This is a genomic window from Xanthomonas prunicola, from assembly GCF_002846205.1.
In the GTDB taxonomy this organism is placed as follows: Bacteria; Pseudomonadota; Gammaproteobacteria; order Xanthomonadales; family Xanthomonadaceae; genus Xanthomonas; species Xanthomonas prunicola.
The window spans coordinates 785,902-797,985 of the sequence record NZ_PHKV01000001.1 but is presented as its reverse complement, the minus strand read 5'-3'; the positions used below and the strand labels follow the sequence as shown (position 1 = coordinate 797,985).

At 65.4% G+C, this 12,084-nt stretch carries 10 protein-coding genes; 5 read left to right on the top strand and 5 right to left on the bottom strand.

The window, feature by feature from the left end:
* Nucleotides 1-23: 23 nt before the first annotated feature.
* The 4 genes from XpruCFBP8353_RS03530 to cobA form a co-directional block, all read right to left on the bottom strand.
* Nucleotides 24-563 (bottom strand): O-acetyl-ADP-ribose deacetylase, encoded by a 540-nt coding sequence (locus tag XpruCFBP8353_RS03530; protein WP_101361930.1) that lies wholly within the window; start codon nt 561-563, stop codon nt 24-26.
* A gap of 195 nt (nt 564-758) precedes the next feature.
* Nucleotides 759-1,265 (bottom strand): methyltransferase family protein, encoded by a 507-nt coding sequence (locus XpruCFBP8353_RS03525; protein ID WP_101361929.1) that lies wholly within the window; start codon nt 1,263-1,265, stop codon nt 759-761.
* 283 nt (nt 1,266-1,548) lie between these two features.
* Nucleotides 1,549-2,508 carry a cysteine synthase A gene (gene cysK / locus XpruCFBP8353_RS03520; RefSeq protein ID WP_101361928.1) on the bottom strand — a complete coding sequence of 320 codons (960 nt, stop codon included), beginning with the start codon at nt 2,506-2,508 and terminating at the stop codon, nt 1,549-1,551.
* A gap of 16 nt (nt 2,509-2,524) precedes the next feature.
* The gene (cobA, locus tag XpruCFBP8353_RS03515; protein ID WP_101361927.1) at nt 2,525-3,718 is read right to left on the bottom strand and encodes a uroporphyrinogen-III C-methyltransferase; all 1,194 of its coding nucleotides are present in this window, start codon (nt 3,716-3,718) and stop codon (nt 2,525-2,527) included.
* A gap of 164 nt (nt 3,719-3,882) precedes the next feature.
* Here cobA and XpruCFBP8353_RS03510 point away from each other — a divergent pair, with 164 nt between their 5' ends.
* Together XpruCFBP8353_RS03510 and XpruCFBP8353_RS03505 are read left to right on the top strand one after the other, a co-directional pair.
* Nucleotides 3,883-4,866, top strand: a complete 984-nt coding sequence (locus tag XpruCFBP8353_RS03510) for a LysR family transcriptional regulator (RefSeq protein WP_101361926.1) — start codon at nt 3,883-3,885, stop codon at nt 4,864-4,866.
* Between the two features lie 10 nt (nt 4,867-4,876).
* Nucleotides 4,877-5,158 carry a hypothetical protein gene (locus XpruCFBP8353_RS03505; RefSeq protein WP_101361925.1) on the top strand — a complete coding sequence of 94 codons (282 nt, stop codon included), beginning with the start codon at nt 4,877-4,879 and terminating at the stop codon, nt 5,156-5,158.
* Nucleotides 5,159-6,215: 1,057 nt separating this feature from the next.
* Here the strand turns inward: XpruCFBP8353_RS03505 and XpruCFBP8353_RS03490 are convergent.
* Nucleotides 6,216-7,412 carry a sensor histidine kinase gene (locus XpruCFBP8353_RS03490; protein WP_101361923.1) on the bottom strand — a complete coding sequence of 399 codons (1,197 nt, stop codon included), beginning with the start codon at nt 7,410-7,412 and terminating at the stop codon, nt 6,216-6,218.
* A 297-nt stretch (nt 7,413-7,709) separates the two neighbouring features.
* On the opposite strand from XpruCFBP8353_RS03490, the gene XpruCFBP8353_RS03485 reads away from it, so the two are divergent.
* The 3 genes from XpruCFBP8353_RS03485 to XpruCFBP8353_RS03475 all read left to right on the top strand — a co-directional run bounded on the left by XpruCFBP8353_RS03485 (nt 7,710) and on the right by XpruCFBP8353_RS03475 (nt 11,956).
* Nucleotides 7,710-8,147, top strand: coding sequence for a DUF2946 family protein (locus XpruCFBP8353_RS03485; RefSeq protein WP_101361922.1), 438 nt, complete (start codon nt 7,710-7,712; stop codon nt 8,145-8,147).
* A gap of 195 nt (nt 8,148-8,342) precedes the next feature.
* Nucleotides 8,343-10,346, top strand: a complete 2,004-nt coding sequence (locus tag XpruCFBP8353_RS03480; protein ID WP_162300963.1) for a TonB-dependent receptor — start codon at nt 8,343-8,345, stop codon at nt 10,344-10,346.
* Nucleotides 10,346-11,956: a PepSY-associated TM helix domain-containing protein gene (locus XpruCFBP8353_RS03475; protein ID WP_101361920.1), complete on the top strand. Its 1,611-nt coding sequence runs from the start codon at nt 10,346-10,348 to the stop codon at nt 11,954-11,956. Before XpruCFBP8353_RS03480 ends, XpruCFBP8353_RS03475 begins: the two co-directional genes overlap by 1 nt.
* Nucleotides 11,957-12,084: the final 128 nt, after the last annotated feature.

Sequence of the window (12,084 nt, the reverse complement as noted above, 5' to 3'; positions counted from 1 at the left end):
CATTCCACCGACGTCAGCCAAGGTCAGGCCGCTGCAGTTTCCTGCGTCGCCAATGCTTGCTGATAGGCCTTGTAGGTCGCCTCGTTGTAGGCCACCAGCACGATGTGCTTGGGCACTTTGTGCGAGCGCTGCCAGTCGCGTGTTTCGGTCACTGCGATACGGGCTGCCTGATGCAGCGGGTAGCCGTAAATGCCGCAGCTGATCGCCGGGAACGCGATCGAGTGCAGCATCATCTGCTCGGCCAGCTTCAGCGATTGCCAGTAGCAGTTGGCCAGCTGTTCCGGTTCGTTGTGCTTGCCGTCGCGCCACACCGGACCGACGGTATGAAACACATGCCGTGCCTTCAGATTAAAACCGTCGGTGATGCGGATTTCGCCGGTGGGGCAACGCACGCCCGGACGCACTTGCGGCAATGCTTCGCAGGCTTCCAGCAAACGTGGGCCAGCAGCACGGTGGATGGCACCATCGACGCCGCCTCCGCCCAGGAGTGATTCGTTGGCGGCGTTGACGATGACGTCAACGTCGAGTTCGGTAATGTCGCCTTGCCAGACTTCGATTCTCATAGTGAGATAATTATGCGAATTGCATGATGGGCGCGTGATGGGGAGCACGCTGCGGAATCCACACGCTATCGGCCATTCATCTCATCCGCTGCGACTGTCGCGCGCGCTGGAATTTGCGCCGTTCAACGCCATCCAACAGCGCTCCTGAGCGATTGGCTGCATCCATTGCCGCGCACAGGTTGTGCGTGTCACGCGTTACAACCAGCGGCGGACGCGCGCGCAATAGTCGCTGTAGTGACGGCCGAATTCGGCGCGCAAACGCGCCTCTTCAAACGGGATGACATAGAGCTGCAGTGCGAGCCATGGCAGCGGCACCAGCGCGACTGCCCAGAGCAGCCCAAGCTGCAGGCATAGGCCGATGTAACTCAGCACCAACGCCAGGTACATCGGGTTGCGGGTGAAGCGATAGGGGCCCTCCAGCACCAGACGCGAGGGATGGCCACTCGGCATGATGGTGGTACGCCGACGTGCAAACAGGATGAAGCAGCTCACCGCGAGTGTCAGGCCGAGACAAGCGATGCCGCCGCCAGCCAGTTCGATCCATGCAAGCGGCGTGGGAGCGGGAATCGGCAGCGCCAGCGCGTCCTGCAACCACGCGCCCAGACCCAGTGCCAGCGCAAAGTGGACCGGGGAGGTCATCTTCACCAGCCACGGCGCCCGCGAGGCGCGGGTGTCGCTGTGTCCATACGGCCGGTTGCTCACACATCTCTCCCTACATGGCGGCCGGTATCTTAACGTTTCCTTGACGTGGACGGGAGTACAGGCGTTCTGGAAGCTGAAAAAACGGCGGGCGGTGCTGCGCACAGCGCAGGTCTTCAGAGGCTTGCGCTTCGCTGACGCTGCAAGCTCGTTCGCCGTAGCGACCACGAGCGAAGCTACCGAGCTGCACGCCTTGCGCGTTGCTCTTCGGCGCAAGCGCCCGTGCTGCCTGGTCCGAAAAAAGCCGCGCATTGCGCGGCTTCGTATCGTCATCCACTGCGCCCGGTCAGGGCAGCCCGGCCAACCAGTCGTCGTCGGAGCCTTCGTTGATGTCGGCAAACAGGGGCGTGGAGAAGTAGCGTTCGCCAGTGTCGGGCAACATGGCCAGGATCACGGCGCCAGGCGCCGCGCCTTCTGCCACGCGCAGCGCGGTGGCGACGGTGGCGCCGCCGGAAATGCCAGTGAAGATGCCCTCTTCGGCAGCCAGACGGCGCGCGACGGTGATGGCGTCGGTGTCTTCCACGCTCAGCACTTCATGGGCGACATCGCGGTTGAGCACCTCGGGCACGAAGTCGGGGGTCCAGCCCTGGATCTTGTGCGGCTTCCAGTCCTGGCCTTGCAGCAAGGCGGCGCCAGCCGGCTCTGAGGCGGTGATGCGCACTTCCGGGCGGGCAACGCGCAGTACTTCGCCCACGCCGGTCAGCGTGCCGCCGGTGCCCCAGCCGGTGACGAAGTGGTCCAGCCGGTGGCCTGCGAAATCGCGCAGGATCTCGGCGGCGGTGGTGTTGCGGTGGTAGGCCGGGTTGGCCGGATTGGCGAACTGGCTGGCCAGGAACCAGCCGTGCTGTTCGGCCAGTTCCTTGGCTTTGCGCACCATGCCGCTGCCGCGCTCGGCAGCCGGGGTCAGGATGACCTTGGCGCCATAGGCACGCATCAACTTGCGGCGTTCGATGGAGAAGGTTTCCACCATGGTGGCGACGAACTTGTAGCCGCGCGCTGCGGCCACCATGGCCAATGCCACGCCGGTGTTGCCGGAGGTGGCTTCGACAATGGTGTCGCCGGGCTTGAGCAGGCCGCGCTGTTCGGCGTCGAGGATGATCGCCAGCGCCAGCCGGTCCTTGACCGAGCCGCCGGGATTGAACGATTCCACCTTGACGTACAAGGTCACGTTGTCCGGGGCGAGGCGTTGGAGTTTGACCACCGGGGTACGGCCGATGGTGTCGAGGATGTTGTCGTACAGGGCCATGGGGTCTCCGTCGGGATCAGGCTGCGTGGGCGAGTGTGGGCGTGTTGGGCATTGCGAGAGGTGAGTGCGGCAATGGCGGTGCGCTGCCGAACCAATGCAGCGTCTGCGCCAGCGCTGCGACCTCGCCCAGGATCAGCAATGCCGGTGCGGCCGCGGCATGCTGCCGGGCGGTGGCGGCCAGGCTGGCGAGCGTGCCGGTGATCACACGTTGCTGCGGGCGCGAGCCGTTTTCGACCAGCGCAAACGGGGTGGACGCAGCGCGCCCGGCCTGCAGCAGCCGTTGCTGGATGGCGTCCAGGCCGGCCACGCCCATGTAGAAGGCCAGCGTCTGGCGCTCCTGACCGAGCGCGTGCCAGTCCAACGTGTCCAGCGAGTCCTTGCAGTGCGCAGTGATCAGCCGCAGCGATTGCGCGTGGTCGCGGTGGGTGAGCGGGATGCCGGCATAGGCGGCGCAGGCGATGGCGGCGGTGATGCCGGGAATCACCTGGAAGCCGATGCCGTGCTCGCGCAGGAACTCCAGCTCTTCGCCGCCGCGGCCGAAGACGAACGAATCGCCGCCCTTCAGCCGCACGACGCGGCGGCCAGCGCGGGCGTGTTCCAGCATCAGCGCATGGATCTGCTCCTGCCGGGTGCTGTGGCCTTGCGCTGACTTGCCCACCTCGATCAGACGCGCGCCGTGCCGTGCCAGGCGCAAGATCTGCGGGCTGACCAGGCGGTCGTACAGCACCACCTCGGCCTGACGCAGTGCACGCAGCGCGTGCCGGGTGAGTAGGCCGGGATCGCCAGGCCCGGCGCCGACCAGGCTGACGCTGCCAGGGGCCAGCGTGCCGATTGCGCTGCGCGTTGCGGGGGTGCGCGCAGGAACCGCTGCGGAAGCGGCGGGCGCCGCGTCGTGGGTCAGCAATCGGTGTGCGTTCGCCGCATGGCGCAGGGCGTCGTTGAGCGTTGCCGATTCGCTGGCAGCGATGGCGAGCCATACCGGTTGTTCGGGCAGCGCCAGCCATGCCGGGTCGAACCGCCCTTCCAGCCAGCGCAGTTGCCCGGCTTGCGCCCAGCGCCGCAACTGCCCGGTGAGGTCGGGCGCGCCAACCAGCGGCAGCGCACCGGCCTGCAGCAGCTGGGCGGTGGCGCGTTCGGCATCGACACCACCGCCGACCACCAGAACGGCACGGCCACGCAGGTCGGCAAGCAGCGGGAACGCAGAAGTCACGGATCGGCAGCATCAAGGAGGCAGGGCCAGACCGTAGCGCCGGCTTATAGCCGTCGGAAATGACTTGATACATCCTAAAAATAGCGTTCGGTTATAAGCTGGCCCGCAGAACTCCTCTAAAGTCGAAGTCCTTGTAGCGCCTCGCGCTTTTTTGGATATAAGCCATGACGCTGACCCAACTTCGCTATCTGGTGGCCATCGCCGATGCCGAGCTGAACATCACGCTGGCCGCCGCGCGTGTGCACGCGACCCAGCCCGGCCTGTCCAAGCAGCTCAAGCAGCTGGAGGACGAACTGGGCTTTCTGTTGTTCGTGCGCAAGGGGCGCAGCCTGGATGCGGTAACGCCGGCCGGTGTGGAAGTGATCGAGCGCGCGCGCGCGGTGTTGTCGGAGGCCAACAATATCCGCACCTATGCGGCCAACCAGCGCCGCGAAAGCCAGGGTCAGCTGACCCTGACCACCACCCACACCCAGGCGCGCTTCGTGCTGCCGCCGGCAGTGGCGCAGATCAAGAACGCCTACCCGCAGGTCAGCGTGCATTTGCAGCAGGCTGCCGAAAGCGCGGCGCTGGATCTGCTCAGCCAGGGCGATGCGGATATTGCCGTGGTCAGCACCGCCGGTGGCGAGCCGAGTGCCGGCATTGCAGTGCCGCTGTACCGCTGGCGGCGGCTGGTGGTGGTGCCGCGTGGGCATGCGCTGGATCACCCGCGCACGGCGCCGGATATGCAAGCGCTGTCAGAGCACCCGCTGATCAGCTACGAATCCTCCACGCGACCAGGCTCCTCGCTGCAGCGTGCATTTGCGCAGGTGGGGCTGGAGCCGAGCATCGCATTGACCGCGCTGGACGCAGACCTGATCAAAACGTATGTGCGCGCCGGGCTCGGCGTGGGCTTGGTGGCGGAGATGGCGGTCAATGCCTTCGACGAAGATCTACGCGCCTGGCCAGCGCCTGCGCCGATTGCCGAGTGCATCGCCTGGGCGGTGCTGCCGCGCGACCGCGTGCTGCGCGATTACGCCCTGGATTTGGTGCATGTACTCGCGCCGCAAATCGACAAGCGCGACCTGCGCCGCGTCCTGGACGGCAATCAGGCGCCGAACTGGCCATTGCCCCCGACCTGGGAATCGCTGACCCAGACCATCACCAGCTGAGTGGCCTGCGATGACTGAACCGCTGCGTCCCGCACTGAGCAGACTGTGGTCGTCCGAGCCGGACGGCGGCATGTCGCTACAACTCTCGGCCAGTATCGAGGGCCGCGAGCACGAGGTGCTGACGGTGCTGGCCGACCCACGCGACGAAGCGTTATGGGTGGCGTTGCAGGTGGGCGACACGCGCGTGCAGATTCCGCTGGAGATACTGCGCAAGGCGCTGGAAGTTGCCGCCGAGGATGTGCACTCGGCGGAGTGGTTTGCACGCCAGGATGCAGATACGTCCGAGCTGTGAAGTTGCGATGCGAGCGGCCACATGCCGCAGCCGGCCGTCGTCAGTGGGTGCGGATGGCGGATGGCGCTGGAGTGGACGCGTGGTCTCTGCGGATCGCGCGCACTGGCCGCGTGCTCCGGCGGTCGCGCACTCGGTGAGTTCGCTGTTCTGAAGCGGTTGAGGCACGTTGGACGTGCTGATGGTGGTGATGCGATGTGACGCGGCTTGCCCGGAAACCAGCGTGTTGGTGGTTGCAGAAGACCAGGGTGTTGAACTTGCGCGTTGTGCTTCTGCGGCCGCGTTCGCATGGCGACTGTAGCGGCGTTTTAGGGTGGTTCCGGTCGTGTTCGCTCTTCACGCTTGCTGCGCTGCAGCGCAATGACGCCGAAAAAAATCCCGCGGAATCAATGCGATGCGCTCGTGCTGGGCAGGCGCGTCGCGCATGCTGTCGGTGATTTCCCCTACTCGTGTCAGGGCTACGCAGTTGGCGTCGGCGTCGCGCATCAAGTTGCGCGTTGCCTTGTCGAAAACCCTTATAGCAGCCATGACGCGACACTCTCGAACGTCTAGGGGTGGACGGCGCAGAGCCTGCGATGCAGTTGATCGCATTGCCGGTGTGTTTCGCGGTGTCGTCGAAGGGTTGCTAGCGCTGCCGCATCACTGTTGCACGAGGCTGTGCACAGAGCGGCTGGCGCACCCGGGTCCCTGGGGAGAGACCTGGCGTGCTTGGTGGCGGATCCGGGTCGGGAGCCCGGATCCGCTTTTTTTTGAGTTTGCTCCGCTCGGCGACACCTCTTGTGGGAGATGGGAGAGGGTAAAGACGTGCCGTGTGCAATGCAGGCGGTGCGCGCGCAGAGCGATCGCGGGAGTCCTCTACATCTGCGGCGAGCTTGCCGGGTCGCCGCGGTCGCCGCCTGCACGCGACCTCGCGTCGTATGCGGTGTGCGCTGCCGCAACGTCCGCTTGGCGGGATCGCACTGGCAGCCTCGTTTGGGTCCGGCTGCAGACCGACGCCCTAAATGTTGCGACCCCAGGTTATAGCCGCAGATCGCCGAGACAATCTGTGAGCCACAGACTTTCAAGCCAAGGGAATACGCACCGAAAAACAGGTGCCTCCTTGCGGGCGTGGGCGCACGTCCACTTCGCATCCCAGCGTCTCGGCAGTGCGATGCACGATCCATAGCCCGATGCCCAGGCCGTCGCTGTGCGGGTCGGCCTGGCGGAACGCCTGGAACACCTGCTCGGGTTGCTCCAGATTCAGGCCGATGCCGCTGTCGATGATTTCCACCACCGCAAACCCCGGGCGACGGCGGGTGCCGACCAGCACGCGACCGCGTTCGGTGTACTTGATGGCATTGCCGACCAGGTTGCCGATCAAGGTGGTCAGCAAGGTGGTGTGGCTGCGCACGCGTAGCGAGGTGGGCACATGGCGCAGCGCCAGGCACTTGTCGATGGCTGGCTGCCGCCACACGCCCAGCACCGAATGCAGCACGTCTTCCAGCTGCAGCGATTGCAGGTCCGGCATGGCAGCCTTGCTCGAGGCCGCCAGCGTGGCCAATTCGTCCAGGCTACGGCCGACCAGGCTGATCGCATCGCGCGCGGTCACCAGGGTGGGGATGGAATCGACGTTGGCATGTCGGCGCATCTTGTCGATGGCGTAGGCGGCAGTCCGCAGCGGAGTCTTTAAGTCATGCCCGGCGATGGCCATCAGACGGCTGCGATACCGATCGGATTCTTCGGCGACCGCCAATGCCCGGCGCAATTCCAGTTGCGCCATGGTTTGGCGTGCCAGTGCGCGCAGGGCTTCCACCTGTTCATCGGTGAGCTGACGCGGTTCCCGGTCGAGGACGCAGACCGTTCCCAGCGGCAGGCCGTCAGGCGTCTTCAATAAGGCGCCCGCATAGAAGTACAGCGGCGCTTCGCCGGTGACCAGCGGGTTGCGTGAGAAGCGGAGGTCTTCGCGCGTGTCGGGGACCACCAGCACGTCACTGTCGAGCAGCGCGTGCGCGCACATCGATTTGAACAGCGGAGTCTCGCGCTCGCCCATCCCGCGTTCGCTCTTGAACCACTGGCGGTCGGCATCGACCAGGCTGATCAGCGCGATCGGCGTCTGGCAGATGATCGAGGCGAGCCGGGTAATGTCTTCAAACGCCGCTTCGCGCGGGGTGTCGAGAATGGCGTAGCTGCGCAGCGCCTGGAGACGCAGCGCTTCGCTGGGAGGCTTGGGTGCGCAAGGAAGCGGTTCGGCCGCGAGATCGGACAGGACGGTACTCATGCGCGCAGAGAAAGGGTGGTAGGCCCTAAGCATAGGGCATGCCAAGGCCCCGCATGTGTCTACGGTCACGAAGATGGGGAAAATGCGGCTGCTGGCCTGGAGACTGCGCGCAGGCGAGGGCGGCGTGATGGGGTCGGCTCGGCTGCGGCGGGATCCACCTCGGATGCGGGCGCGCTGGCTGCCCGCGCATGCTCGGGCGAGGTCGTCGGATGCAACGGACCTGGCCGGGTGCGACATCCGGTCGCGCATTGGCCACGGCCATCGCACTGGGTCAATTGGCGGCTTACACTGCGCGGCATGCTGCGTTCGTTCCGTCGCCATCGGTTATTGCCTCTGCTTGCCTGTGTGGCGGTGTTGCTGATGCTGGTAGCTCCGCTGATCAGCCGCTGGAGCCAGACGCAGTCGACCGAGCCGATGTGCATGAGCGCCCCGGCCCTGTCGGCAGAGAGCTCGCTGCATGCCGATCATCGACCCCAGCCGCCAGGCATTGCTGCGCCTGCGCACCCCGGCGCCGCACTGGCGATGCAGCACTCAGGCAGCCACGACGCAGCGACACATGGCGAGGCCTGCGACTACTGCGTTTTGGCCGCACGGTTGCTGCCATTGCTCATTGTGGCATTGCTGTGCCTGCTGCAGCTGTGGCCAACGCCGGCTCCAGCGCACACCCAGGCAAGCGTACGCTCGGTCTTTCGATGGGCCGCGCTCGGCGCACGTGGACCACCGCTGCCTGCGTAAGGTTGCCCCTGCGCGGGCGTTCATGCAGTTGTGCCTGGTACGCGCCTGAGGTGTCGGCGTCGCTGTGGGGACTCGCGGACGACTCGCTTCTCATTCGAGTGATGCCGATGCACGCCACGGTGGTGGTGGCGCACGGCTGTACGGCCGTGCTGCCACGGCGAAGGGTTGGTCATGCGTCTACGGTTGTTGAAGACGATGTGGTATGCGCCGTCGTTGGCGCTGGCGTGGGGGCCTGCATGCAATGTGCAGGCACAGGACGCGGCACTGACGCTGGGCAAGGTGCAGGTGAGCGAACACGCGCAGCGCAGTCCGAGTACGGCGCGCGTGCTGAGTTCGGTGGATGTGATCGGCGGCGAGCTGCTGCACGATCAACATGTGGACTACAGCTGGGAACTGCTGATGCACGCGCCCGGGGTGCAGGTCACCCAGTTCCGCATGGGCACCGATGCAGGGCGGTTTTCGTTCCGGGGCTTCAATGGCGAGGGGCGCATCAATGCGGTGAAACTGCTGATCGACGGCATTCCCAGCAACGACAATGCGGGTGCCATGCCGTACCTGGATGCGGTGTTTCCGCAGGACATCAGCGCGATCGAGATCGTGCGCGGCACCAACGACGCGCGCTATGGCTTGAACGCCATTGCCGGCAGTGTCGACGTGCTGACCCGTACCGGCGGCAACGATGGCCGTTTGAGCGTGACGGCCGGCAGCTTCGATGCGCGCGAGGTGCAACTCAGCAAAGGGTTCGAGCAGGGCGCGTGGAGCCAGAACTATGTGCTGGCCTGGCGCGACTCGGACGGCTATCGCGATCATGCCGATGCGCGTAAACGCAGCGTGGCGGGTAAATGGTTTTACACCGACCCGGACGGTGCATTCCGCGCCGGGCTCACCACGCGGTATTACGACAACCATGCATTGGAAGCTGGCTATCTGGACGCGGCCACCGCGCGTGCGGCGCCGCGTCGCTCGCCGGACTATGCGCAGAACGACCGAAGCGAGCGTCGTCTGCGTCAGACTGCGTTGCATGCGGACGGTGAGCTCGGTGAGCAGGCGCAATGGAGCGCCAAGGCCTACCAGAACGACTACCGCAATCAGCGCTGGGTGCGGTTTTCTGCGGCCGGCCTGCAACAGGAACGTGATACCGACGAAACCCATCGCGGGCTGCTGCTGCGGAGCAACTGGCAGCCGGACTGGGGTGCACTGAATGCCAATCTCGAAGCCGGGGTGGATGCGCAATGGCAGGAAAATCAGTCGCAGCGGTATCGCACCGTGGCCCGCGTTCGCGGTGCGCAGTTGCGCGATTGGGATTACGACCTGCGCACACGTGGCGCGTATGTGCAGGCGGTGCTGACGCCGTTTGCGCGCTTGCAGCTGGTGCCGGGGTATCGCATCGATCGCGTCGATGGGCAGTTGCACGATGTGCTGGCCGGCATCGTTGCGCCAACCTATGACTACGGCACCATCAAGCAACCCAAGTTCAGTGCGAGCTACCGCGTGGGCGAGCAGAGCAGCGTGTATGCGAACTGGGGGCGGACCTTCCAGATCGGCAGCGGCGATGGTGCCTACCGTCGCCAACTGGGCAATCTGGGGCCATCGATCAATGACGGCTGGGAGACCGGCTTCAAGTTCGCACCGTCGACCCTGGTGGATGGGCGCCTGGCGTATTGGGAGCAACGCGCATCCGGTGAGGTGGCGACCATTTTTGGCGTGAATGGCGTGGTGGGTATTGGCGATGTGGCCAATGTCGGCCGCACGCTACGGCGCGGCTGGGATGCGCAGCTCAACCTGCAGCCGGCTGAGCATTGGCGTGCATGGGTGTCGTATTCGCGGCAGAAGGCCACGATCGCTACGCCCGATCCGAGCGCACCGGCCACGCGCGGCAAGGAGATCGAAAACGTGCCGCACTGGCTGGCGACCGCCGGGCTGGAGTGGCAGGCCAGTTCGGCTGTGCAGTTGAGTGCGTGGAGCAACGCGCAAGGCAATTACTACCTGGATCGCACCAACACGCTGGGCTGCACCGGTGGCTATGCCTTGCTCAATCTGGGCGCGCGCTGGAACGTGGATGCGCGCAACGCACTCAGCCTGCAACTGCGCAATGTCACCGATCGCGCGTATGTGTACGCCTGGTACGACAGCGGCACCTCCGGCTACTCGCCTGGTGACGGACGTGCGTTGTCGCTGTCGTGGGATTGGAGTTTCTGATGCAGGCAATGACTGACCACAGTGGCGTAGACCAGGCACGCCAAGGGAGTCGTTGGCGCTTCTATCGCGCGGTGTGGCGCTGGCATTTCTATGCCGGATTGCTGGTGCTGCCTTTCATCATCTGGTTGGCGGTGACCGGGGCTGCGTTTTTGTATCAGGACGCAATCGATCGCAGCGTGCACCATGCGTTGAAGGTGGTGCCGGTAGGCGATACGCGCTTGCCTGCGCAGCAGTTGGTTGCCGCTGCACGAGAGCGCTACGGCGGCAGCTTGTTTGTCTACACCACGTCCAAACGTGCCGATGCCAGTGCCGAGGTGGGATTGGTGGATGCACACGGCGTGCGGCAGGTGGTCTATGTCGATCCATACCGTGCACGTGTGTTGGGCGCCTTGCCGGAGCACGGCACGCTGAGTTGGACGATCCGCCGGCTGCACAGCCTTGCGTTGGTCGGGCCATATGCGCGTGGCCTGATCGAAATGGCGGGCGGATGGGCGATCGTGCTGGTGCTCACCGGTATGTATCTGTGGTGGCCGCGCGGGCGACGTGGCGGTGTGGTCAGTGTGCGTGGCAAGCCGACGCAGCGGCTGTTCTGGCGCGACCTGCATGCGGTGACCGGTGCCGGGGTTGGCGCGATCCTGCTCTTCCTGGCGCTGACCGGCATGCCGTGGTCATGGCTCTGGGGGGCACAGGTCAATCGCTGGGCCAATGGGCATGATTTTGGCTATCCCGCCGGGCTGCGCGTGCAGCAGCCGATGTCGCAACAGCGCTTGGCCGACAGTGGTGAGCCGGCGTGGTCGTTGCGGCAAGCGCGCTTGCCGGAGTCTGTGGTGCCTACACGAGGGGCTGGCGGGTTGGATGAGCGGTTGCATGGCAAGCACGCCAGTGGACTGCAGGGAGGCAACGAGCACTCCGAGCACACAGCGCTCACCGGACACGCAGCGCATGCAGAACCCGCAGCGAACTTAGCTCAGTTTGGGCACTCAGAGCACGTAGCCCGTTCAGAGCAGTCAGCCCAATACGCGTACTCGGCAGAGAGCGCGCATGCTGCCCATGGCGATGCTGGCGGCTTCGCTGGGCCGGGGCGTGGAGCGATCGGCCTGGATGCGGCGATTGCGCGCTTCGATGCACGTGGCATCCTGCCTGGATATAGCGTGGCACCACCGCGTGGGACGACTGGGGTCTATACCGCGTCGGTGTATCCGGCCGATCTGCAGCGGCAGCGCGTGATCCATTTGGATCAATACAGCGGTGCGGTGCTGCTGGACATGCGCTACCGCGACTATGGGCCGCTGGCCAAGCTGCTGGAGTGGGGCATCAACGTGCACCTGGGGCAGCAGTACGGCACTGCCAACCAGTTGATCCTGTTGTTCGCCTGCGTCGCGATCGTGCTGTTGTGCGTCAGTGCGGCGGTGATGTGGTGGAAGCGCCGCCCCAGCGCAGGGCTGGGCGTGCCGCCGTTGCCGGCCGATCCACGCACGCTACGTGGCTTGATGGTGCTGCTGGCGCTGTGCGGGCTGGTCTTCCCGCTGGTCGGTCTGTCGTTAGTGCTGATGTGGGGAGTCGATCGTTACTGGATGCAGCATGCGCAAGCGGATGCCACAGCAGGGTGATGGGCGCACGCCTGTGCTGAGGCGCTGATAGCAGCACGTTGCCATCGTTATTGGATGCCGCATGCCCAAGCAAACGCCGCACATGCTGGTGACTGCGCACGCAGTACAGCGCACATCGCAATGGGCTG